The organism is Elizabethkingia sp. YR214 (genome assembly GCF_003058195.1).
Lineage (GTDB): Bacteria > Bacteroidota > Bacteroidia > Flavobacteriales > Weeksellaceae > Elizabethkingia.
In genome coordinates this window covers 409,270-432,234 of sequence record NZ_QBUH01000005.1, presented here as the reverse complement: position 1 = coordinate 432,234, position 22,965 = coordinate 409,270, and the positions used below count along the sequence as shown (strand labels likewise).

Sequence of the window (22,965 nt, the reverse complement as noted above, 5' to 3'; positions counted from 1 at the left end):
AGAAATTTTCTAAAAAGCATTTAATTTAATTTGGAATCCAATATTGTCTTTGAAAGCCGGCATCTGATAGTAACCTAATCTGTAAGAAAAACCTACACCAAATTTACTACCCAGAAATCTGTTCCATATAATACCAACTTCCTGATAGTTGTGATCTAGCACTCTAAAATTGAACTGATGATCAGCACTGTTTTTAAAATTACCTACTACGGTTTGGTATTCCAGTTCTATATTGGAATAAGCTTTTCCAAGAGTTCTGAATCTGAATGGCAGAGATTGAGAAATCTGAAAACCAATAAATTTGTCTGCGTAGAACGTTCCAGCTGGCATAGTTACAAATCCCAGATTAGAAGGCTTATTGATTTTTGAGGCCCAGTTACTGCTGATATCTCCGGTTTGTCCTGTTATTTCAAAGCTTTTCCAAATAGGAGCTGTTCCGGAAGAAAAGCCGCCAAAAACTTTAATATTAGTATAGCCTAATTTTGTCCCGAACTGATGAATGGCCAAGGCATCTAGTCTGTGATAATTAAGATCTCCGTCGAATATTTTATTTCCTTTTTCATAGTTTACAAAGAAGTAAGGATAATGTTTTTCATAGGTCAGTTTTCCACCAGGGGTCATTAGGTTTTTATCGTTCGGTGCATATTTCAGAGACAGGATAGTACTAACATTTTTAAAGCTATTGCCCATATCGCGGTACTGATAGTCGAACATAGCATTTTGATTCTCGTGATTGATACTGACTTTAGCACTCAGTGTATTGGATAGGTCATATAAGAATGATGCTCCCCATTTCTGACTCCGGAAGAAATTGGCGTTGTGCATATCTACAAGAATATCCTTTAGCTTCATCGGATTGTCCCAGAATGTTGTATTTATTCTACCGGCTGGGAATACATCGTCATAATAATCTACACGGAAAACAGATGTTCTTTTATCTGAAAGTTTCATATCCATGCCTGCACCATATTTCCAGCGGTGATCTTTGAAACCATAGCCAAAATAGGCGTCGGGAGAAAATGTTTTGCTAAACTTTTCATTCAGTTTTACGCTAGCTCCAAGTCTTACACCCTGGTATTTATCGTAATTAATAATTTTGGTCAGATCAAAATCCAACATTTTGTAACGTAGATTTCCCTTCATCAGGTTAGTGAAGAGGCTTACTTTTTTATCAAAATCATATTTTTTCACCAGGCTGTCTATCTTTACATAGGTGCCTTTCTCTCTCTCTGTAAGGCTGTCGGTTCTGTATTCCTGCAGGAGTTTTCCGTCGGAATTTTTCACAGTCATTGTATAGCCACGATAGTCATCCGCTTTCTGTTCTTTATTAATTTCAAAATCAAAGAATTGATTTTTAATATAGAGATAGTTTCCAAATTTTTTTCTCTTTAACTTGGGCTTCTCTGTACTTTTAGTACTATCCTGTACTTTCCCGGTTGTAAAGCTTTGGTCTCCCATTTTTATTTTCAGATTCTCAGAATCCAGAAACCATTTATTGTTTATTGGCTTCCATACGGATACTACATTCCCTTCATTGTTTTTTTTGCTGTTGCTTTCTATTTTCTTCAGTGCATAGTTTTCGGCATCTACATAGATGTAACCATTGTATTTTCTGGGATTCTGTCTTAGTTTGTTATTGATCTCCTTAAACTTGATTACATAAGTTTTTCGGTTATCCAATGTTGTGGTGTCGGATATATAATAATGGTAAATAGTTCTGCTTTCGGGCCTTATCTGCTTTGGTATTTTGTTGAGGTTAGAAACATTCATAGCCAATGCTTCATAAATAGGATTGGGGAAGCCAGACATTCTGTTGTCCAGTATATTTGTTTTTTCTCCGTATTTTTTAGAGAAAAGATATTCGGAGGCTTTTTCCCAAAGAAAATATTGGTTGTGTTGTACCATATTTACCAAGTCTTCCTCAGCTAAAGAATCTTTCTTTTTAGTTTCTGTAGTTTTCAGATTTCTGTTCGGAATTTTACCAATAGAGTCATTTCTCTTAGTCATAAAATTCTGATAGGTGGCAATAGAGTCTTTATCAAAATCAATTGATATTTTGCTGTATGATTTGAAATTGTAAGAGTCTAACGATTGTGGACTGTTCTCTTTGTAACGCTTTAGAAGCTCATCCAGCATTTTTAATGCACGTGGATCGCTTTTATCAGCAATTGTAACACGATTGATGCTTTTTGTTTTCTCCGAATTAGGCTTTAGGGAAATAAGCATTTCTTTACTTATCGTAGCTTCTTCATCTTCGAAATCGTTGGCCAGGATATCAACTTTCTTACATTTGGTTTTAAATGTTAGAATACCTTGCTGGTTAGTTTTCCCAAGTAGATTGTCATCACAGTATACAGAAGCATCCGGAACTGGATTTTTATTATCAATATTAATAATTTTTAGCTGAGTCTGGCTAAAATAGAAGCTGATAAAGAAGAGAAGTAAAAAAGATAAAGCTTGTTTCATATATTGTTTTTATATATGACAAAGCTATGTGTAAGAAAGTTACAGAAAATACAAACAAAATTTAAATTTTTGTTAAAGTGGATGTTCTGTAATGCTTACTGATAAAGAGTTTAAGCTAAAATAAATTATTTATCACTTATATGTGATATTTTTAAAGATTCTGGTTTGTCAGCATTTTCTGATACGGAACCATTTCTGGCAAATTCTGCCCATATAGCCCTTATTTTTTTTCCTACTTTATCCACCTCTGCCCATGGAATACCTTTTAGCAATTCCGCATTTTTCCATGCTTTTTCGTTACCAAATAACAAAGGAAGATCTAAACAGTGTGCTGCACCTATTTTGTTGCTTTCCAATTTGGAAAAGATCCGGAATAAATACACATTACCGCCTGCTTTGGCATAAGCCGAAGCAAATTCTGCAGCTGGTTTTCCGTAAATCTTTTCGGTCGTAAGGCGTATTGTTTTGTCCAATATTCTTTTTCCGAAGCCCTTTTCTGTGTATTTCTGTAATGCTCCGGAAGTTCTTAGATAGAATGCAGTTTCTTCATCATTTATACCTATAAGGACGTCATATTTTGTAGCATTATCTTTCCATAATTTGCGAATCTTATTCTCCGGAGCCATAGGTGGGAAGCCGTATTGCAGTGCAAAAGGCATCGCAGCTTTCAATCCGTATTTTAATAGTGAAGGGCGAAATTTGGAATATTCATCAACCATCTTCATAAAATCTTCATCATCTTTAATGGGAATGGTTTTTATAGAGAATTCTTCTGACATCTTTTGTCGTTTTTCACGAAGTCCTAAAGGAGCACTTTGGATAATAGCTCTTTTAAACAGGTTTTCTGCACCCTCAGCAATCATAAGGTGAGTAACGGCATCTCCCCCGGAAGATTGTCCTAGAAGGGTAATGCTTTCGGGGTTTCCTCCGAATGCTGAAATGTTGGTTTTAATCCATTTCAATGCTTCAATAATATCAAATAATCCCAGATTAGCAGGTCTTTCATCATAGCCTCCCAAAAAACCGAACAGACCTAAGCGATAGGAAACTGAAACAACAATAATACGTTGTTCCTTTATCCACACTGATGGATCGGAAGTAGGAAGGTTTCCGCATCCTATTTCATAAGATCCACCATGTATCCAGACAATAACTGGAATATGCTCTTCTGGCGAAATATCTTTTGGAAATGTAACAGAAAGATATTGTGGAGATTCTTCAACCAAAAAATCTTCAACACGGGTCGGTTCAATCAACCTTTCCAACATTTCGCTTTGATGCTGAGGACAGACCGGAGTCAGTACAGGTACCGAGGCTAATGCTTCAATAATGCTTACAGGTATTGGAAGCTGATAGCGTTTTGATTTGGCATACCGGATATTTTTTGCTTTAAAAACTCCGTTTACTTCCTGAATTTTAATCTTTTCTGAACCAATACTGAAAGTGTAATCTTCCAAAAGCATAAATACTGTGTTTTTTTGATGATTAAAAATACGGACAAATTTCAAATAACCAGCGATGGTAAAAGAAACTAATTCGTATTGTATATGCGTATCTTTGCGGCCATGAAAAAAATAATAGCACTATTATTATTTCCTGTTTTATTGTCTGCACAGACAGTAGCAAGGGTAGTAGGGATTAAGGATGGGGATACTGTTGTGGTTCTTTTAAAGGGTAACGTACAAAAAGCATTGAGGCTGGCAGAGGTAGACTGCCCGGAGAGCAGGCAGCCTTTTGGTAAGAATGCAAAGAAATTTACTTCTTCAGAAATTTTCGGAAAAAGTATTACTTACGTAGAATCAGATACGGACCGCTATGGAAGATCAATAGCTAAGGTATATTATGATAATGGAAAATATCTCTCTGCAGAACTTATTAAGGCCGGATTAGGCTGGTGGTACTATAGTTATTCAAAGGATAAATCATTGGGTGATTTACAGGAAGTCGCTAAAAATCAGAAACTGGGATTGTGGCAGGATGTTCATGCTATAGCTCCATGGGAGTACAGAAAGCAACAGAGAAATAAGGTAAAACAGAATAGTAACAGTTTCGGAGGCTAAGGATTTAATGTTTGGTAAACATAAGTCTCCTATGCTTTTTGTAAATTTGTATACACAGATAAAAAATAACATAATGGATCTAAAGGGAAAAAACGCCATTGTAACAGGTGGTGGTAAAGGATTAGGTAAGGCAGTTGCTTTAGCACTGGCTAATGAAGGAGCAAACGTTGCAATTACCGGAAGAAATGAAGAAAATTTAAAGAATACAGTAGCCGAATTAGAGCAGCTGGGAGTGAAATCGGGTTATGCAGTATTCAATGTAGATCAGGAAGCTGAGGTACAAAAAGGTATTGCAGATCTTGCTAGTGAGTTAGGAAGTGTAGATATCCTGATAAACAATGCCGGAATCGGAAATATGGGAACGTTAGAAGATATGTCTTCTGATGTATGGGAACAAGTAATTAAAACCAATCTTTTTGGTGTGTATTATGCTTCAAAAGCGGTATATCCGTTTATGAAAGAAAATGGTCAGGGAGATATCGTAAATGTTGCTTCTACAGCAGGATTGAAAGGTGGCGGCGGAATGTCTGCTTATGCAGCTTCTAAAGCAGCAGTAATATCACTTTCCCAGTCGATGATGGCAGAATGGAGAAAACAAAATATCCGCGTGATTACTCTTACACCAAGTACAATAGCATCGGATATGAGTATCGGAGCAGGTTTAACAGATGGTAATCCTGATAAAGTATTGCAACCGGAAGACTTTGCAGAGTGGGTTAGAGATATCCTGAAAATGAACAGAAGAGCGCTAATAGCTAATGGTTCTATTTTCTCCACAAATCCTTAAAATATTATTTGACAAAATAAAAAAGCTACCTGATTCAGGTAGCTTTTTTTATGTATAAACGATGTTGTTATAACTGTTGTGCTTTTTCAAAAGCTTTTTCCAGTCCGTCAAGGTTTTTACCTCCGGCTGTAGCAAATGCTGGTGCACCGCCGCCGCCGCCCTGGATTTCTTTAGCAAGATCTTTAATCAAAGTTCCGGCCTGATAAGTCTGGGTAAGATCGTCGGAAACTCCAATTGTAATCATTGGTTTATCACCTGCGTTGGACAGGATAATAGTCAATGACCCCGGAATTTCTTTCTTCAATTGGAAAACAATATCTTTAACAGAACCAGCATCCATTGAAGTTTTCTTTACCAATAGCTTTTTATCACCTTTATCCTGATATTCATTTTTCCATTGTAAAGCTTCTTGTTTCGCTTTTTCGGCTTTAAAGCTTTCAATTTCTGATTTTAAAGCTTGGTTTTCTTCTACCAGTTTTTGAACAGATCTTAAAACATCTTTGGACTTCAGGAATTGTGCAATTTCCTGGTAGTTTTTTTCTAATGTTTCGAAATATTCTCTTGCTTTAGATCCTGTAATAGCTTCAATTCTTCGGATTCCGGCTGCAGCCGAACCTTCGGATTCTATTTTGAACAGACCTATTTCTCCGGTATTTTTTACGTGAGTTCCTCCACACAATTCTTTGGATGTTCCAAATTCTATCATGCGGACATTATCACCGTATTTCTCACCAAATAAAGCCATAGCACCTTTGTCCATAGCTTCCTGAATCGGAATGTTTCTATATTCCTGAAGTGCTATATTAGCTCTGATCTTTTCATTTACCTGTTGCTCTACAGCAGCCCATTCTTCTTCTGTCATTTTGCTGAAATGAGAGAAGTCGAAACGTAAATAATCTGGTCCTACAAACGAACCTTTTTGCTCTACGTGAGTTCCTAATATACTTCTTAAAGCTTCATGTAAAAGGTGAGTAGCAGAGTGGTTGTTTTCGGTATCCTTTCTTTTGGAAATATCAACTTTTGCTGTAAAAGTAGCTTCTACATCCTGTGGCAGAGTAGGGATTAAAGAAATATTAAGGTTGTTTTCTTTTTTGGTATCCAGAATTTCAATGCTCTCCGTAGCATTTTCTAAGATTCCTTTATCTCCAACCTGGCCACCTCCTTCTGCATAGAACGGAGTCTCATCCAGTACAATCTGATAAAATTCTCCGTCTTTATTTTCAATCTTTCTGTAACGGGTAATTTTTACTTCGTTTTCGGTAAGATCATAACCTACAAAGTTTTCAGATTTTTCTTCCAAAATAACCCAGTCATAGGTTTTAGAAGCTGAGGATTGTTTTGAACGTTGTTTTTGCTTGTTCATTTCCTCTTCAAAACCAGCTTCATCTATGCTTAGCCCTTTTTCTTCAGCAATAATGCGGGAAAGGTCAGCCGGGAATCCGAAAGTATCATATAATTCGAATACTTGTTCACCCGGAAGGTTTTTCTCGTTATTTTTTATAGTTGCCTGGATAATAGCATCCAGTCTTACCAATCCATGTTCAATAGTTTTCAGGAACGAGTTTTCTTCTTCCTTAATTACTTCGGTAACCAGTTTCTCCTGCTTTACAATTTCCGGGAAGAAAGATCCCATCTGATCCTTTAGAACAGCAACAAGCTTGTAAAGGAAAGCCTCTTTCATGTCCAAGAATCTGTATGCGTAAGAAATAGCACGTCTTAAAATTCTTCGGATAACATATCCGGCACCTCCGTTAGAAGGCAACTGTCCATCTGCAATTGCAAATGCTACAGCACGGATATGATCTACTACTACACGAATAGCAATATCTTTTTCATCTTCGAGAATACCAGTATATTTTTTACCGGAAATTTCCTCTACTTTAGAGATTAGCGGTGTGAATACATCTGTATCGTAGTTGGATTCTTTTCCTTGTAATGCCATACAAAGACGCTCGAAGCCCATACCTGTATCCACATTTTGTTTTGGAAGTTTTTCCAGAGATTTATCTGCTTTTCTCAGGAATTCCATAAATACAAGATTCCATACTTCGACCACCTGTGGATGATCCTGATTGACTAATTCTCTTCCGGATATTTTTGCTTTCTCCTCGGCGCTACGGATATCTACGTGGATTTCGGAACAAGGTCCACATGGTCCAGTATCACCCATTTCCCAGAAGTTGTCTTTTTTGTTACCATTGATGATTCTGGATTCATCAACATATTCTTTCCAGTAATTATAAGCATCCTGATCTCTTTCCAGATTCTCGGAAGCATCACCTTCGAATATGGTTACATACAAATCGTCTTTAGAAATCTTATATACTTCTGTAAGAAGCTCCCACGCCCAGGCTATTGCTTCTTTTTTGAAATAGTCACCGAAAGACCAGTTGCCTAGCATTTCGAACATTGTGTGATGGTAGGTATCGCGGCCTACATCGTCCAGGTCATTGTGTTTTCCGGAAACACGAAGACATTTTTGTGTATCGGCAATTCTGAGACTTGAAGGCTCTTTGTAGCCTAAGAAAAAATCTTTGAATTGCGTCATCCCCGAATTGGAAAACATCAGTGTGGGATCATCCTTTAGCACAATTGGTGCGGAAGGGACGATCTGGTGTCCTTTTTCTTTAAAAAAATCTAAGAACCTTTGGCGTATTTCTTGTGAAGTCATATGAAAATTTGATGTGCAAAAATAATGATTTTAAAAGAAAGTGATGTACTGTATATCATGATATAAAAAACTAATATTAATAAAGTGTTGAATAAACAGAATGATATACTGTTTCGGGCAAATAAAAAAGGAACTTTCTCCTTTGTATTTCGGGGAAAGTTCCTTTTTTATTTGCTATTGATTTATGCTGATATAAAATCAGCCAAGATGGATTTACCAGTCTCTTTTCTTCAAAATATAATAGGAGCCATAAACGAATAGTACACACCAGAAAATGCAGGCAATTACACTTTCGGTAGGGTATTCAAATTTATATGGAACGCCAAATATTTTCATGGCTTTTAATCTCATCACCGGATTAGGAATCAGCTGAGACATACTTTCCAGCGGAAGAATTTTTGAAATGAAAAATGAATCGTGCATTACATTTGCTGCCTGCTCATTATTCAATCCTTTGAATTTGGAATAGCTTTCAATACCTCCAAAAATAGCCTCGGCAATCCACCACATAAAAGAGGCAAGCAATACGAAGATGGATTTTCTTAACAGAATGGAAAGAAACATAAGAAAGCTAAAGAAGGTGAACAACTTCAGGAAATAGTGACCTATGAAGAATATTTCCTTGAAAATTAAATCCGATTGTGTAGACTCCGAGTAGGAAAGTCCTATAGCCAGTGTAATACCAAATACTATGAGAGTTGATATAAATGTGAATATAAAAATTGTAAGCAGTTTTGAACCTATAAATTCTTCTCTGCTAAGTCCGTCAATTGTATTTTGTTTAAACATCCGGTTTGTGAATTCCTGACAGATGGAAAAAACAATAATAAGCCCCAGAAATATCTTTAGGAGCGCAACAATCCAGGTTGTGAAGTTCCATATTTCCGGGAAATTATAAATTCCCTGATCTTTTAAGTTGATCTGAAAACCTTCTGAAAATTTTATATCGATAAGCCCGATAAATAGTAGGGCTATTAGTATAATAAAATATAGAGTTGTAAATATTTTGAATGGCCTGTAAGTAAGGTTCTTATAGTATTCTATTGCAATTAATCTTTTCATCGGGTTATTTTTTTACAAGTTCCAGGAATTGGGCTTCAAGAGATTGTTTCTTCTTGGCAAGATGAGACAGATAGATCCCTTTTTCAGTAATTTTTCTGTTGAGTTCTGAAGCTGATAAATCTTCATGAATATTGGCAATGATGACCTCTCCGTTTTGCTTTAAGTTCGAGAACAGGTCAAGTTCTTCAAGTACTTTAAGGAGTAGATCATTATTGTCCGCTTTCAGTTCAAAGTAACCTTTAGAATTCGTCATTCCGTCTACACTACCACTGTATATTGCATTACCTTCTTTTAGAACAATTACATGACTGCATATTTTTTCTATTTCATCCAAAAGATGACTGGCGATAATAATGGTAATGCCTTTTTTTGCAATATCAGAAATGATATTCCGGATCTGAATAATCCCTTCCGGATCCAATCCGTTAGTTGGTTCATCCAGGATTAATACCTGCGGATTGTTTAGCAATGCGGAAGCTATTGCCAGGCGCTGCTTCATCCCCAGAGAAAAAGTTCTGAAAGGATCATCTTTTCTTTCGAGAAGACCTACAGTAGAAAGTACTTTGTCAATTTCTGAATATGGTGTTCCTTTTATTTCAGCAACAATTTTCAGATTTTTAGCAGCACTCAGGTAAGGATAGAAGTTCGGCTGTTCAATAATTGCCCCTATCTTTTTCAAGGTTTCTGTGGTTGTTCCTTTTTTACCAAACCAGTACCATTCTCCTGAAGTTGGGTTAATAGTTGTGAGAAGCATTCCGAATGTTGTTGATTTTCCACTTCCATTGGGTCCAAGAAGCCCGTAGACATTTCCTTGTTCAACATCAAACGAAATATTGTTTACAACCGTTCTTTTAAATTTCTTTGTAAGATTCCTGACGGATAAAACTTTTTCCATTTTTAGTTTTATTTAATAGTAGTTAAAAAATCATAAATGTTACAATCGGGAAGAATTCTAATGAAATAGTTGTATCTTGAATTAAAATTTCAAAACGGATGAAACTAGCAGAGCTTACAAATGATCTTACAATTTCTAAGGAGAGTATAAAACAGTTTATACAGGACTTTGATCTGGGAGTAGAGGATGTAATGGATGGACAGCTGAATCTTAAAGATAACTTTGTACAGTTTGCAGAAGAGAATGCAGATTTTCTGAAGAAATATGCTGAAGATATTCGTGCTGAGAAAACATCTGAAGAGATTGCGCAACGTATCAAGAAACCTGTAGAACAGGTAGATGAAGTATTGAAAAAAGAATGCCCAAATTTGTTTGAGGCTAATGGCTACAAAACAAGTGTTTCCAGTTATGGTATAGACAACAAGCTGGGTGGAGATTATAACTTTATTTATAATTATTTTGGCAAACAAACGCCGCTTACGCAACATAATTTTATAGGATACAGAGATCTGTTCTTTTATGTTACAGATATTATAGAACCGTTTATTAACCCAAATCAGCTTGAAAATTGGGGTATTGCAAAACCTGCGGGAATAATATTGTACGGGCCTCCTGGTAGTGGTAAGATTTTCTGGGCTAAAAAAATAGCCGAAATGATTGGTTATGATTTCGTAGAAGTAAGGAACGATTATCTTTCGGTGCGCTATAATGATGGAAAAATGAGGAAGTTTAAAGACTTTCTTTTTGGTAAAATGAAAAAGCCAAAAACATTATTATTCATGGAGCATTTTGAAGATGTTGCATTGGAAAAGACTCCTGATGTTGTATTAACACCCGAGGCTTTGGAAGTTAAAAATGCCATTCTGCACGCCATACAAAATAACCTGAAAGATGAAGCTTTATTTGTAGGATCTACAGATGCTCTTGCTGGATTTGATGAAGAAATACTGGCACCGGGGAGATTTGATCTGCTCATTCCTGTTTTTCCGCCTAATGAAGATGAGAGGGCGCAATTAATCCTTTACCATATGATGAAGGATTTGGTAGAAAGTTCTCCGCTTCTGAAAATTATGAGAGATAACCAAGCGGATAAAAAACCTTTCTGGGAAGGAGTTGCTGAGAAAATGAAGCTATTCTCTAATACCATGATGATTGATTTTACTCAGGGAATAAAAAAAAGATTACATGCCGAGTATATGCGTTTGCAGGGGCAGAATGTTATGATTTCTGAAAAAATAATTAATGCTGCTTTAAGCGAGTCTTTAGCCAAGCTTACTCCTGAGTATCTGAATCAGTGTGCCGTTTTCATTTCAGAGTTTAATCAGAATCTGTCTACAGAATTTCCGTTACGTATCCAGAAATTAAGTGAAGAGTTGGATCATTATCGCATTAAGGAAGAGCCTATAAGAAAAATAGGATTTAATCAGGATGATGAAGATTAACATAAAATCAACTGAAGAAAATATTGCCTGAATTAATCAGGCAATAAATTTTTTCTCAAAGCCTAGGTGCTTTTTTTTCATTTGTGAGTTTGAGATTTGAGAAAGGTTTAATTCTTAAAGTCAAAAACCAAGGCAAAAATATAGATTTTTTTTAACAAAGGAAATGAATTGGGGTTAAGAAATCCGCCTTCTAATCCTGCTTAAAGCCTGTGGTGTCACTCCGATATAAGATGCAATATACTTTAACGGAATTCTTTTGATGACCTCCGGATTTTGTTTGAACAGGCTTTCATATCGCTCCTGTGGAGATGTTGTTAACAAAGAAAACTCTCTGTCAGACCTTTCCACATAGGCCTGCTCATTCAGTACACGTCCGATTTTATCCCATTTTGCAGATCTTTGGTAGAGATCCTGAACATCATGCCACGATATTCTCAAAAGGCTGGTGTCTTCCAGTGCCTGTAATGAGTATCTACACGGAGTCTGAGTAATGAAAGAATCATAAGCAGAAACAAAGTCTTGTTCGAAAGCAAAATAGAAGGTAGCCTCGGCTTCACCTCTTTCAATAAAACGCCTTACAATGCCTTTCTCAATGTAGTAGGCATAACGTTCTACACTTCCTTTAGGTGTTATAATATCACCTTTCTTATAATCTTTACTGGATATTTTCTGTAGGTAGTAATTAAATTCAGCATCAGTTAGCTTGATAATATCATCAAACAATTCTCTTATTTTTTCCATCAAATCTGTTGTGTGTTTGTTTAAAAAATGTGGTTTTATTTATTTGTATTTGTGTGTTGGATACATGTAGAATGTCTACTATAGTAGTAAATATAGCGGTTTTTTTGAAAAATCAGAATTATTTGTTAAATATTAAATTATTCTTAGCATTCGTTGCCGAAGTTTTATCTTTGCGGAATGATAAATAATGAGCAAACAAAAGATGTCCTAAAACGCATCGATGATCTATATAAATATCTACAGATTGAAAAAAAGCGGATAGAAATTGTTAATGAAGATGAGAAAACTGCTGCTCCTGAATTTTGGAATGACCCTAAAGAAGCGGAAGTCTTTTTGAAGCAACTTCGTGGAAAAAAGAGATGGGTAGAAAGTTATGATGAAATCAGAAGTACATTTGAAGATTTATTAGTTCTGCAAGAGTTTGCAAAAGAAGATCCTGAAAGCGAAAAAGAATTAGATGAGGCTTTTCCTCAGCTGGTTGAAAAAATTGAAGAACTGGAATTCCGAAATATGCTATCCAATGAAGGTGATGAATTGTCAGCTGTAGTTCAGATTACAGCAGGCGCCGGTGGAACAGAAAGCTGTGATTGGGCAAGTATGCTAATGCGGATGTATGTAATGTGGGCTGAAAAACAAGGATTCAAGGTAAAAGAACTCAACTATCAGGGAGGTGATGTTGCAGGAGTAAAAACAGTAACGCTGGAAATAGACGGAGATTATGCTTTTGGTTATCTGAAAGGGGAGAATGGAGTGCACCGATTGGTACGTATTTCTCCTTTTGATTCTAATGCCAAGAGACATACCAGCTTTGTTTCTGTATATGTATATCCTTTGGTAGACGATACTATTGAAATTAATATTAATCCGGCTGATATTTCGTTTGAAACAATGCGTGCCAGTGGTGCCGGCGGACAGAACGTAAACAAGGTAGAAACAGCTGTACGTCTACGACATGCTCCAACCGGAATTATTATCGAAAACTCCGAAAGCCGTTCGCAGTTACAAAACAAAGAAAAGGCAATGCAGCTCCTAAGATCCAGACTATACGAAATCGAATTAGAAGAGCGTATGAAAGCCCGTAACGAGATAGAGGCTAATAAAATGAAGATTGAGTGGGGAAGCCAGATTCGTAACTATGTAATGCATCCGTATAAACTAGTGAAAGATGTACGTTCTGCTTACGAGACATCCGATGTAGATGGTGTTATGAACGGTAATATTACTCCATTTCTAAAGGCCTTCTTAATGAATGAAGGACAGAGCTCTGCAGAAGAAGATATATTTTAAAGAAAAAAAATGTCAGAAATTCCTAAAATCCCAAGAAGAGTCGTTACAGGCATTAAAGATGGAAAGTCTGTAATTGCAGAAGATAGTGTTGTAACCAATATAAATGAAGATATTAAAGGCCTTGTGCTTTCAGATATCTGGTCAACAGATACTTTCCCGGTAGACCTAGAGAAAACTCTTGTTATAGAGAACACACCTATCCCAAAAGTCCCTACAAATGGTACTTACTTTAGGTATGTAAGTATTCCGCCGGATAAAGAATTGGGAATAGAGGTGAAAGAAGGTCAGCCACATCCATTAATGCACGAGACGAAAACACTGGATTATATTGTTATTCTTTCCGGTGAAATATATTTGATTTTGGAAGAAGGAGAAACTTTGCTGAAGCCCGGAGATATTGTCATTCAACGTGGCACGAATCATGCATGGAGTAATCGATCGAACGGAAACTGCATCCAGCTGGCGATACTTCTGGAAGCGAAATAAAGTACGGGTGGAATTTTAACAAAAGATTAAATAGATTCTGTCATTAGAATTTTTTAATTTTATTTATATTTGTCAATCATATAAAACTACTGAATGGAAAGTTGGAAAGACCTGCTTAACCCCGATTTTTATATTACAAACGGAGGGTTGTGGATTGTGTTGTTTATTATTTTTGCTGAAACCGGTTTATTTGTAGGTTTCTTCTTACCAGGAGATAGTTTGCTATTCGTTTCTGGTATATATGCAACGAAGATTATATCCGAGAGTTTCGGATCTACAGGAAGTGATTTTATAGACACTACAATTCTAGCATCGTTAATAGCTATTGCTGCTATTGTTGGTAATATGATTGGTTATTGGTTTGGTTACAAAAGTGGACCAATGTTATACGAAAGAAAAGATACCTGGATTTTCAAGAAAAAATATTTGTTCAAGGCACATGACTTCTTTGAAGATCACGGTAAAGTAGCTGTTATTATGGCTAGATTTCTTCCGGTTGTAAGAACCTTTGCACCTATTGTTGCAGGGATCGTAAAAATGGATAAAGGACGTTTTCTGGTATATAATGTAATTGGAGGTGTACTTTGGTCATTCTCTTTAGTATATGCCGGACATTATCTGGATAAGTTCTTCCAGGTTCAGTTTGGAATAGATTTGAAAAGACATTTGGAGTGGATTATTATCATTATTGTGATTATTACTACAGCTCCTGTTCTTATCAAATTACTTGCAGGTGGAGATAAGAAAAAAGAAATAGAAGGGTCTAATTAATTTCCCCTGATATACAGATAGATTGAGATTGCTTTTAGCAATCTCTTTTTTTCTTAAATAAATAAATTAATATTTTTACTTTTTAAAAACTTAGTATGATTTCGAAAACCACAATAGATAAAATTTTCTCGGCTGTAAGAGTGGAAGAAGTGGTTGGTGAATATGTACAGCTAAAACGTGCTGGTGGAAACTTCAAGGGGCTAAGTCCTTTTCATGATGAAAAGTCGCCTTCTTTTGTGGTATCGCCAAGTAAGCAAATCTGGAAAGACTTTAGTTCTGGGAAAGGGGGGACTGCAGTGTCTTTTCTTATGGAAATAGAGAACTTTACCTATCCTGAAGCATTACGCCATCTGGCTAAGAAATATGGTATCGAAATAGAAGAGGATATTCAGGAGATTTCGGAAGCCGAAAAGGAATCCCGTAATCAACGGGAGCTTTTATATAAAATCCATGAGGTTGCCAATAACTTCTTTCAGGAGCAGTTGTATGATACTGAAGAAGGACAGAATATTGGTTTATCATATTTCAGAGAAAGAGGGCTGAATGATGAGATTCTGAAAAAGTTCCAGTTGGGATACTCACCAGAACTTAAAAATGCCTTTACCAAATCTACTAAAGAAAAGGGCTATGATAAAGATCTTCTGGAGAAGTCCGGATTATCTATTTTTCCGGAAAATGCACCTGACGGAATCGATCGTTTCCGCGAACGTGTAATCTTCCCTATTCTTAGCTTCTCAGGAAGGGTACTGGGCTTCGGTGCCAGAATTCTGAAAAGTAATGTAAAAACAGCCAAATATCTCAACTCACCCGAGACAGAGATTTATCATAAATCCAATGTACTTTACGGAATTGCCCAGTCTAAACAAGCAATTTCTAAAGAAAATCACTGCCTTCTTGTGGAAGGTTATATGGATGTTATTTCACTGCATCAGGCAGGAATAGAAAATGTTGTAGCCAGTAGTGGTACTGCTTTAACAAAAGAGCAGATCAAACTGATCAAAAGGTTGACGCCTAATGTAACAATCCTGTTCGATGGTGATGCTGCCGGAATTAAAGCCTCATTCAGAAGTATCGATTTGCTTTTGGAAGATGGTATGAATATCAAGGTAATGCTGTTTCCGGATGGACACGACCCGGATAGTTTTGCCAAAGCTTTTCCACAGGAATATGTGAAAAGCTATATCGCTGAACATGCTGTAGATTTTATTCACTTTAAAATTGATGTTCTTCAGAAAGATGCCGGAGATGATCCCTTTAAAAGAGCAGATCTGATAAAAGAAGTTGTAAAGAGTATAGCTTTTGTTCCGAACAACCTTCAGCAGGAGATATTTATACAACAGGCATCCAAATTATTACATGTTTCCGAACAAAACTTGTTCAACGAACTTCAGGTTCAGAAAACCGGAATACAGCATCAGGAAAAACCGAAAGCACCGCAAATTCAGCCAAAATTAGAGAAGGTGGAGATCTCTCAGATTGAAACTATTAATCCGTTGCTGCTATTGGAGGAAAAGCTGGTTGAGCTTATGCTGAAGTATGGTGATAAAGAAATTGTAAGGAAGAAAGAAGAGGGCATGGTAAAATCTTCTGTTATTCAGGAGATTTTAAATCACTTTGATGAAGATTCTTATGAAATTCAGATTCCTCTGCATCAGAAGATTGTAGATGAAATCCGCAAAGGTGCTGAAAAAAGTGAGTTGCGTTCGGGGCAGTTTTTCTTCAGCCTGATGGACGAAGAGGTGAATCAGAAGGTTGCTGATGCACTGATCGATCCTTACCAGTTAAGCGACTGGAATAAGTTCAATATTTACTTTAGTTCGGAAGAAGATGTTGTGGAAAAGATGGTTCAGGATATTATTCTCCGTCACAAACGGGAGTATATACTGAAGATTATAAAGGAGTTACAAGTAAAAGTGCAGGAGGACCCGGGTAACGATGTACAGTATTATGCCACAATTGTAAAACTCACCAGACTTAAAATGGAGCTGGACAAAGTATTATACAGGATATTGTAATTAATTTCTGCCAGAATGTCCGTATATTCGTTTGGAACAAAATTAGTAACACAATAGAAAAATTAATTCAATGGATATTAAAAAAGAATTTAGAGATTACGCAGTAAAACACCTTGGAGTGAATGGTCTTGCTGCTGATCAGTATATGGGTATATATGGTCCAACCAATTTAACGCCATACATTATGGAGGAGCGTCGTCTAAATGTAGCGCAAATGGACGTTTTTTCCCGTTTGATGATGGACAGAATTATCTTCCTTGGAACAGGAATCGATGATCAGGTTGCCAACATTGTAACGGCTCAGCTATTATTCCTGGAAAGTGCTGATCCAGCTAAAGATATTCAGATCTATATCAACTCTCCCGGAGGTAGTGTATATGCCGGATTAGGAATATATGATACAATGCAGATTATTAAACCAGATGTTGCTACAATCTGTACAGGTATGGCAGCGTCTATGGGTGCTGTATTATTAGTAGCCGGAGAAAAAGGTAAGCGTTCTGCTCTTAAGCATTCAAGAGTTATGATTCACCAGCCAAGCGGAGGTGCTCAAGGGGTGGCTTCCGATATGGAAATCAACCTTCGTGAAATGTTGAAATTAAAAACAGAATTATACGATATTATCGCTCACCACTCAGGTCAGACTTACGAATGGGTAGAGAAATCTTCCGACAGAGATTACTGGATGACTTCCGAAGAAGCAAAAAGCTTCGGTATGGTAGACGAGGTATTACAGCGTAAAGAAGAAAAATAATTTTTTTCGTAGCATATTTGTTTAGAAGGAAGGCGTAAAATCTATGGGTTTTACGCCTTCTTTTATTTATAATCAATATAATTAAGCTTTTTTTAATATATTATAATATTTTGTTAAAATTCAGTTCACAATGGAAAGATATTTTTGTCCGGAAATAAAAATAAATAAAAATGAAAGGAACAAAAACAATCTTATTCGGTTTAGCGGCTGTTTCATTTGCATTATCTAGCTGTAATAATGATAATGACAAGCCTAGTGAGCAAATAAATCCGAATATTAAACTCGAGAATTTTTCCAAAGAACCTGCATTTGTTTATCCAATGTCGGGATTTGAAAATCTTAATATTACTACACTAATCTCAAGTTCGGATGTGTTAAAGGACACTCCTGATTTCGTTTTCGCCGGACAACCAGATGGAATGGGGATTATGAAAGATCCTACAGGAGAAGGGTATATTATGATTACCAACCACGAAATCACTCAATCGGTTTCCAGAGTTTATTTGGATAAAACTTTCAAACCTGTAAAAGGCGAATATATAGTAGATGGAATCGGAGGAATTACAAGATTGTGTTCTGCAACTCTTGCAACACCTCAGGAACACGGATTTAGTGCGTTTTTAACAGCGGGTGAATCTGGAGAGGAAAGTATGGTACATGCGATCAATCCTTTAGGTAGTGCAGGACAAAAATCTGATAAGTCCAGAGTCAAGCCCGCTTTAGGTAAAGCTTCTATGGAAAATGCGGTGCCATTACCTTCCGATGTATCTAATGGAAAATCATATATAGTAATAGGTGAAGATCAAAGTTATGATACAAAACATCAGTCCGCCGGGCAGCTGATAATGTATGTTGCAGACAGACAAGGCGATTTAGATAACGGAAAACTATATTCATTAAAAAGAAAAGATAATGATTATACAGAGACTAATATTAAAAAAGGAAGCTCATACGATGTAGAGTTTGTTGAAATTCCGAATGCTAAAAACCTAACAGGTAAAGAGATTAACCAAAAAAATATAGATAATCAGGCAATTCGTTTTTCCCGTGTTGAAGATGTAGACTACAGAAAAGGTAAAGGTAATGGACGCGAGATTTACTTTACAGCCACAGGTCAGTCTGCTGATGGTTCAATGCCAACAGAAGGATTCACTATGTGGGGGAGAGTTTACAAACTTGTGCTTAATTCTAATAATATGCTGACAGGTAAGCTAGAAGTAGTTGCAGAAGGAGATTCAGATCCGGGTAGAAATCTAATCAATCCTGATAATCTTTGTGTAACAGAAAATTATGTTTACATCCAGGAAGACGGAGACTCTTATTACAAAGCAGCTGCACACGATTCGTATATCTGGCAGTACAGTATTGCGTCCAAAACATATAAGCCTTGGTTAAACATGAAACATGATAGGAATAACAGTGCATGGCAGACAGCTTACAATCAATCTGGAAACTTACAGAAGTTTGGATCTTGGGAGTTTGGTGCTATGGTAGATGTTTCAGATGTTATTGGTATACCAAATACCTTTGCGGTTAACATTCACTCACATACATGGCAAAGTTCCAAATTTGTTAATGCAGATGGAGCCGGGGTGAATAATAATAAGGAAGGAGGACAAATTGTTCTTATCCGCAACGTACAACGATAATTTTTTATTTTACTTTTTGCCTGAAGCATTTATACGGTGTTTCAGGCAATTTTATATTTTTCCATGAAAAAGCTTTTATACTCACTATCAATCTTGTTATTACTAGTCATATTTGCCTGTAAAAAAAATAATCCAGAACCTGTTTCTGAACATTTAGGAAGTGTTCAGAAATATATTTTGGTAACCAATCTCAGCTTTCAACAGAAAATACAACAGTTGATAACAGAAGTACAAAGGGGTAATATAAATGCAGGTGTTCTACAAAAGCAGTTTGATGATCTTCGGGCTGAATATAAAAAAATGGAATGGGCTGTTGCTTATTTTCAGCCACATACAGAGCGATTCGTAAACGGGCCTGCACTGGATGAGGTGGAAATTGAAGAAAATACAATTCTGGAAGCCGAAGGATTGCAGGTTCTTGAAGAATATTTTTATCCCCAATATGAAGAAGAAAATAGAGAGCAGGTCTTGAGATATCTAAAAAAACTACAAAATAAATCTACAGCAATCGAGACTTATTTCGATGTCAATCAGATTAACCTTTCGCAAACTTTCGATGCGCTTCGTTCTGAAATATTCAGAATTACAACACTTGGTGTCACCGGATTTGATACGCCTGTTTCCGGAAAAGCAATTACTGAAGTTATATATTCCCTGAATGGGGTAGAATCTGCATTGAAAATACTGGAGAAGAATATTCAATCTAAAAAAGAATTAAAAGCTTTACATGTAGCCATTATCCAAGCGAAATCTTTTATTAAAAAATCTGGTTCTAATAGAAACCAATTCGATTATTTAACATTCATTACCCAGCATCTGAATACAATTTCTGAAAAGCTATTTGAGCTGAAAAATGCGGATAAAATTCCTAATGTAGAAGTGGGAAAAGTAGTGAAAGATATAGCTCCGACAATTTTTGCTCAGAATGCCTTTAATGCAGATGCATTTGTTCCGGGACAGGATTATAAACTAACTGATGCTAAAGCAAACCTTGGTGAAAAACTTTTTTATGAAAAAAGATTATCAGGAAATAATCAAAGAGCTTGTGTCTCCTGTCATTTACCCGAAAAAGCTTTTACAGATGGATTGCCTAAGTCAGCATCTTTGGCAGGAAATCCTTTATTAAGAAATGCTCCCTCACTTAATTATGCCAATTTCCAACACGGACAATTTTGGGATATGCGCAGGGAAGATCTTGAAGGGCAAAGTGTAGACGTAATTTCAAATAAAGAAGAAATGCACGGAAATCTGAAAGATATTGTTGTAAAGCTTAATAAAGATAAGTTTTATACAGAAGAGTTTCAAAGAGTATATAAAAAAGAAAAAGCAATTGAAGATTGGCAGGTGAAAAATGCTTTGGCAAGTTATATTCGTTCTCTGTCTGTATTTAATTCCAGATTCGATCAACAATTTCGAGGAAAAGAAACATTAACGAAAGCAGAGAAAGAAGGTTTTAACTTATTTGTTGGAAAGGGGAAGTGTGCCACCTGTCATTTTATTCCGCTTTTTAACGGTACAGTACCTCCGGAATTTTCTAAAACGGAATCTGAAGTATTAGGTGTTGCAGAAAATAGTAAAAATAAAAAACTGGATTCAGATTTGGGTCGTGGTCGCTTTCATGAAACTATTGGACAGTTGCAATTTGCTTTTAAAACTCCTACGCTGCGTAATATTACACAAACAGGGCCTTATATGCACAATGGTGGCTATCCTACACTAATGGATGTAATGGATTTTTACAATCAGGGAGGCGGAAAAGGTTTTGGTTTCAAGTTAGATAATCAAACATTGCCCGAAGATCAGTTGAATCTTACACCGGAAGAAAAAAATAAAATTATATCCTTCATGGGAGCTTTGACAGATCAATAAGCTTTTTTATTTTTGCAGCATGAAAAATATTCAGATAAGAACCGAGGAGTTTTTTGAATTACTGAAGCTACAGGATGCTTCTATGTGGGACGTTTTCGAGAAAATGATAGATGGAGAAGAGAAGCAGATTATCTTTCTGGACAAGGATGAAAAGGTTGTAACGACTTATATATTGCCACAAACAATAGAGCAGTTGAAAGAAGATAAAGAAGTCTTCAATAAAACATTCGCTGAGAAGTTATCACAGAACTAATTACTTTAGTAATAAAACAATTGTTCCGGCAATAATTAATCCTGCACCAATTGCTGTTTTGGTGTCTATAGATTCGCGCAGAAATACAGCAGCCAATATAATAGTGAGAGCTATACTTAATTTGTCTATAGGAGCTACTTTAGATACGTCTCCCATTTGTAAAGCTTTAAAATAGAATATCCAGGATAATCCGGTTGCTATTCCGGATATTGCTAAAAATATAATATTGGTTTTCGAGAGACTGACTATTCCTTTTGTCTCCCCACGGAAAATAACAATTCCCCATATCATAACCAGTACAACCACTGTACGAATTGCAGTAGCAAGGTTAGAATTTATATTAGAAACACCTATTTTGGCAAATATTGCTGTAAGAGAAGCAAATAAAGCAGAGAGAAGTGCATAGATCCACCACATCACAAATTAATATTTAGTTTAAGAAGCATTGACTCCGAATAAATAGCCGACTAGTGCAGTTAGTGCCATAGCAGCAGTACCCCAGAAACAAATTCTTATCACCGCAGTACTTATTTTAGAACCTCCGGCTTTAGCAGCGACGGCACCAAGAATCATAAGAAATATAATGGAAAAGCCATATTCATAATAAAGCATTTGAGGGATAGGTGCAAATATAGCCACCAGAAACGGTAATATTGCCCCTACGGTAAACGACGCAAATGAGGAAGCTGCAGCCTGCAAAGGTCTTGCTGTTGTAATCTCGTTAATACCTAATTCGTCACGGGCATGAGCTTCTAAAGCATCGTGCTGAGTTAATTCTTCAGCGACCTTTAGAGCCAGTTCAGGGTTTAGACCACGGCTTTCATATATTTTAGCCAGTTCTTTTAGCTCTATTTCAGGAATACGTTCCAATTCTTTAGCTTCCCTTTCCAAATCAGCTTTTTCTGTATCGGCCTGAGAGCTTACCGATACATATTCTCCCGCAGCCATTGACATTGCACCAGCAACAAGACCTGCCAGTGCAGCCAGTATAATTGCTTCTCTGGAAGGCGTAGCAGCAGCCACACCAATTGTGATGCTGGTTGTGGACAGAATACCGTCATTAGCCCCAAGAACAGCCGCTCTTAGCCATCCTACACGATTTACATAATGTTTTTCTAAATGATGATGTGTCATTTTTTGTAAATAGTATTTGAGAAATAAGAATTTTGATATTTACGTAAATTTAGGTAATAATCTGCCTAATAAGGAGTGTGAATGACTGATTTTCTTTAGGAAATAAAATTTTTAACTCGCCTAAATAAAGATAATTTTCTTTTGATAAAAATAACGGGAAAACCCACGTGGGAAATCCTGTTCGGTTCCAATCTTTATAAAGCCTAATCTTTCATAAAATTCCGGAGCCTGATATGAAAATGTATTTAAGCTCAGGTAATTGCATTTTCTTCTTTTGGCCTCTGTTTCTGCTGCAGATATCAGTTTAGATCCTATACCTTTGTGTCTGTAGTCCGGGTGAACAGCCAGGCGTTTTATTTCTAATGTGCCCCACAAAGAACGGCCAATGATTCCGCCAACAACCTTTCCGTTATCATAGATTACAATTTCGACATCTTCATTAATTTCATCTTCAAAAGAAACAGCACGCTCCTGATTGTACTGATTTAGAAAGCCGGTTATGATTTCATCATGATTCTCTGTAATTACTGAACTGGTTTCGATCTTCATAAAAAGTATTTTAGTTAAAGGTTAGATTTTATGCTGAATAAAGATATGCTTTTTGCATCCGGAACATAATAAAA

Annotated in this window: 20 protein-coding genes; 11 read left to right on the top strand and 9 right to left on the bottom strand. The window is 36.4% G+C overall.

What is annotated here, in order from left to right; genetic code table 11:
• Positions 1–9: 9 nt before the first annotated feature.
• Together C8J95_RS12695 and C8J95_RS12690 are read right to left on the bottom strand one after the other, a co-directional pair.
• Positions 10–2,466 (bottom strand): DUF5686 family protein, encoded by a 2,457-nt coding sequence (locus C8J95_RS12695; RefSeq protein WP_107808662.1) that lies wholly within the window; start codon positions 2,464–2,466, stop codon positions 10–12.
• Positions 2,467–2,591: 125 nt separating this feature from the next.
• Positions 2,592–3,929 carry a carboxylesterase family protein gene (locus C8J95_RS12690; protein ID WP_107808661.1) on the bottom strand — a complete coding sequence of 446 codons (1,338 nt, stop codon included), beginning with the start codon at positions 3,927–3,929 and terminating at the stop codon, positions 2,592–2,594.
• 102 nt (positions 3,930–4,031) lie between these two features.
• Between C8J95_RS12690 and C8J95_RS12685 the strand changes: the two genes are divergently transcribed.
• Positions 4,032–4,526: a thermonuclease family protein gene (locus C8J95_RS12685; RefSeq protein ID WP_255412803.1), complete on the top strand. Its 495-nt coding sequence runs from the start codon at positions 4,032–4,034 to the stop codon at positions 4,524–4,526.
• Between the two features lie 73 nt (positions 4,527–4,599).
• A complete protein-coding gene (locus tag C8J95_RS12680; RefSeq protein WP_107808659.1) occupies positions 4,600–5,313 on the top strand; it encodes a 3-ketoacyl-ACP reductase in 714 nt (237 codons plus the stop codon).
• Between the two features lie 67 nt (positions 5,314–5,380).
• On the opposite strand, the gene alaS is transcribed toward C8J95_RS12680, so the two are convergent.
• The 3 genes from alaS to C8J95_RS12665 all read right to left on the bottom strand — a co-directional run bounded on the left by alaS (position 5,381) and on the right by C8J95_RS12665 (position 9,941).
• Positions 5,381–7,984 carry an alanine--tRNA ligase gene (gene alaS, locus C8J95_RS12675; RefSeq protein WP_107808658.1) on the bottom strand — a complete coding sequence of 868 codons (2,604 nt, stop codon included), beginning with the start codon at positions 7,982–7,984 and terminating at the stop codon, positions 5,381–5,383.
• Between the two features lie 213 nt (positions 7,985–8,197).
• On the bottom strand, positions 8,198–9,046 hold the full coding sequence (locus C8J95_RS12670) for an ABC transporter permease (RefSeq protein ID WP_107808657.1): 849 nt from the start codon (positions 9,044–9,046) through the stop codon (positions 8,198–8,200).
• Between the two features lie 4 nt (positions 9,047–9,050).
• Complete coding sequence (locus C8J95_RS12665; protein WP_107808656.1) at positions 9,051–9,941, bottom strand: ABC transporter ATP-binding protein; 891 nt, start codon at positions 9,939–9,941, stop codon at positions 9,051–9,053.
• Between the two features lie 98 nt (positions 9,942–10,039).
• Here C8J95_RS12665 and C8J95_RS12660 point away from each other — a divergent pair, with 98 nt between their 5' ends.
• Entirely contained in the window at positions 10,040–11,383 is a 1,344-nt protein-coding gene (locus C8J95_RS12660) for an AAA family ATPase (protein WP_107808655.1), read from the top strand.
• Positions 11,384–11,557: 174 nt separating this feature from the next.
• On the opposite strand, the gene C8J95_RS12655 is transcribed toward C8J95_RS12660, so the two are convergent.
• The gene (locus C8J95_RS12655; protein ID WP_107808654.1) at positions 11,558–12,124 is read right to left on the bottom strand and encodes a Crp/Fnr family transcriptional regulator; all 567 of its coding nucleotides are present in this window, start codon (positions 12,122–12,124) and stop codon (positions 11,558–11,560) included.
• A gap of 177 nt (positions 12,125–12,301) precedes the next feature.
• On the opposite strand from C8J95_RS12655, the gene prfB reads away from it, so the two are divergent.
• The 8 genes from prfB (at position 12,302) to C8J95_RS12615 (ending at position 21,208) form a co-directional block, all read left to right on the top strand.
• On the top strand, positions 12,302–13,411 hold the full coding sequence (gene prfB / locus C8J95_RS12650; RefSeq protein ID WP_107808653.1) for a peptide chain release factor 2: 1,110 nt from the start codon (positions 12,302–12,304) through the stop codon (positions 13,409–13,411).
• A gap of 9 nt (positions 13,412–13,420) precedes the next feature.
• Positions 13,421–13,897, top strand: a complete 477-nt coding sequence (locus C8J95_RS12645) for a cupin domain-containing protein (protein ID WP_107808652.1) — start codon at positions 13,421–13,423, stop codon at positions 13,895–13,897.
• A 93-nt stretch (positions 13,898–13,990) separates the two neighbouring features.
• Positions 13,991–14,668: a DedA family protein gene (locus C8J95_RS12640; protein WP_059322655.1), complete on the top strand. Its 678-nt coding sequence runs from the start codon at positions 13,991–13,993 to the stop codon at positions 14,666–14,668.
• Positions 14,669–14,763: 95 nt separating this feature from the next.
• Complete coding sequence (gene dnaG, locus C8J95_RS12635; RefSeq protein WP_107808651.1) at positions 14,764–16,683, top strand: DNA primase; 1,920 nt, start codon at positions 14,764–14,766, stop codon at positions 16,681–16,683.
• Positions 16,684–16,753: 70 nt separating this feature from the next.
• The gene (gene clpP / locus C8J95_RS12630) at positions 16,754–17,437 is read left to right on the top strand and encodes an ATP-dependent Clp endopeptidase proteolytic subunit ClpP (protein ID WP_009091431.1); all 684 of its coding nucleotides are present in this window, start codon (positions 16,754–16,756) and stop codon (positions 17,435–17,437) included.
• Positions 17,438–17,607: 170 nt separating this feature from the next.
• Positions 17,608–19,086: a hypothetical protein gene (locus tag C8J95_RS12625; protein WP_107808650.1), complete on the top strand. Its 1,479-nt coding sequence runs from the start codon at positions 17,608–17,610 to the stop codon at positions 19,084–19,086.
• Positions 19,087–19,149: 63 nt separating this feature from the next.
• Positions 19,150–20,955 (top strand): cytochrome-c peroxidase, encoded by a 1,806-nt coding sequence (locus C8J95_RS12620; RefSeq protein ID WP_107808649.1) that lies wholly within the window; start codon positions 19,150–19,152, stop codon positions 20,953–20,955.
• Between the two features lie 19 nt (positions 20,956–20,974).
• The gene (locus C8J95_RS12615; RefSeq protein WP_078404363.1) at positions 20,975–21,208 is read left to right on the top strand and encodes a hypothetical protein; all 234 of its coding nucleotides are present in this window, start codon (positions 20,975–20,977) and stop codon (positions 21,206–21,208) included.
• Here C8J95_RS12615 and C8J95_RS12610 read toward each other — a convergent pair whose 3' ends face one another.
• The 3 genes from C8J95_RS12610 to C8J95_RS12600 form a co-directional block, all read right to left on the bottom strand.
• Positions 21,209–21,625: an EamA family transporter gene (locus tag C8J95_RS12610; protein WP_107808648.1), complete on the bottom strand. Its 417-nt coding sequence runs from the start codon at positions 21,623–21,625 to the stop codon at positions 21,209–21,211. It lies immediately after the preceding gene.
• Between the two features lie 18 nt (positions 21,626–21,643).
• The gene (locus C8J95_RS12605) at positions 21,644–22,342 is read right to left on the bottom strand and encodes a VIT family protein (protein ID WP_107808647.1); all 699 of its coding nucleotides are present in this window, start codon (positions 22,340–22,342) and stop codon (positions 21,644–21,646) included.
• Between the two features lie 120 nt (positions 22,343–22,462).
• Positions 22,463–22,891: a GNAT family N-acetyltransferase gene (locus C8J95_RS12600; protein ID WP_107808646.1), complete on the bottom strand. Its 429-nt coding sequence runs from the start codon at positions 22,889–22,891 to the stop codon at positions 22,463–22,465.
• Positions 22,892–22,965 lie beyond the last annotated feature (74 nt).

Excerpts from the sequence above, each read along its gene's own strand:
- C8J95_RS12620 (WP_107808649.1), top strand. The coding sequence starts at position 19,150 with ATGAAAAAGCTTTTATACTCACTATCAATCTTGTTATTACTAGTCATA.
- C8J95_RS12665 (WP_107808656.1), bottom strand. The coding sequence starts at position 9,941 with ATGGAAAAAGTTTTATCCGTCAGGAATCTTACAAAGAAATTTAAAAGA.
- C8J95_RS12660 (WP_107808655.1), top strand. The coding sequence starts at position 10,040 with ATGAAACTAGCAGAGCTTACAAATGATCTTACAATTTCTAAGGAGAGT.
- prfB (WP_107808653.1), top strand. The coding sequence starts at position 12,302 with ATGATAAATAATGAGCAAACAAAAGATGTCCTAAAACGCATCGATGAT.
- C8J95_RS12670 (WP_107808657.1), bottom strand. The coding sequence starts at position 9,046 with ATGAAAAGATTAATTGCAATAGAATACTATAAGAACCTTACTTACAGG.
- C8J95_RS12655 (WP_107808654.1), bottom strand. The coding sequence starts at position 12,124 with ATGGAAAAAATAAGAGAATTGTTTGATGATATTATCAAGCTAACTGAT.
- C8J95_RS12695 (WP_107808662.1), bottom strand. The coding sequence starts at position 2,466 with ATGAAACAAGCTTTATCTTTTTTACTTCTCTTCTTTATCAGCTTCTAT.
- C8J95_RS12640 (WP_059322655.1), top strand. The coding sequence starts at position 13,991 with ATGGAAAGTTGGAAAGACCTGCTTAACCCCGATTTTTATATTACAAAC.
- C8J95_RS12625 (WP_107808650.1), top strand. The coding sequence starts at position 17,608 with ATGAAAGGAACAAAAACAATCTTATTCGGTTTAGCGGCTGTTTCATTT.
- clpP (WP_009091431.1), top strand. The coding sequence starts at position 16,754 with ATGGATATTAAAAAAGAATTTAGAGATTACGCAGTAAAACACCTTGGA.
- C8J95_RS12645 (WP_107808652.1), top strand. The coding sequence starts at position 13,421 with ATGTCAGAAATTCCTAAAATCCCAAGAAGAGTCGTTACAGGCATTAAA.
- dnaG (WP_107808651.1), top strand. The coding sequence starts at position 14,764 with ATGATTTCGAAAACCACAATAGATAAAATTTTCTCGGCTGTAAGAGTG.
- alaS (WP_107808658.1), bottom strand. The coding sequence starts at position 7,984 with ATGACTTCACAAGAAATACGCCAAAGGTTCTTAGATTTTTTTAAAGAA.
- C8J95_RS12600 (WP_107808646.1), bottom strand. The coding sequence starts at position 22,891 with ATGAAGATCGAAACCAGTTCAGTAATTACAGAGAATCATGATGAAATC.
- C8J95_RS12690 (WP_107808661.1), bottom strand. The coding sequence starts at position 3,929 with ATGCTTTTGGAAGATTACACTTTCAGTATTGGTTCAGAAAAGATTAAA.
- C8J95_RS12680 (WP_107808659.1), top strand. The coding sequence starts at position 4,600 with ATGGATCTAAAGGGAAAAAACGCCATTGTAACAGGTGGTGGTAAAGGA.
- C8J95_RS12605 (WP_107808647.1), bottom strand. The coding sequence starts at position 22,342 with ATGACACATCATCATTTAGAAAAACATTATGTAAATCGTGTAGGATGG.
- C8J95_RS12615 (WP_078404363.1), top strand. The coding sequence starts at position 20,975 with ATGAAAAATATTCAGATAAGAACCGAGGAGTTTTTTGAATTACTGAAG.
- C8J95_RS12610 (WP_107808648.1), bottom strand. The coding sequence starts at position 21,625 with ATGTGGTGGATCTATGCACTTCTCTCTGCTTTATTTGCTTCTCTTACA.
- C8J95_RS12685 (WP_255412803.1), top strand. The coding sequence starts at position 4,032 with ATGAAAAAAATAATAGCACTATTATTATTTCCTGTTTTATTGTCTGCA.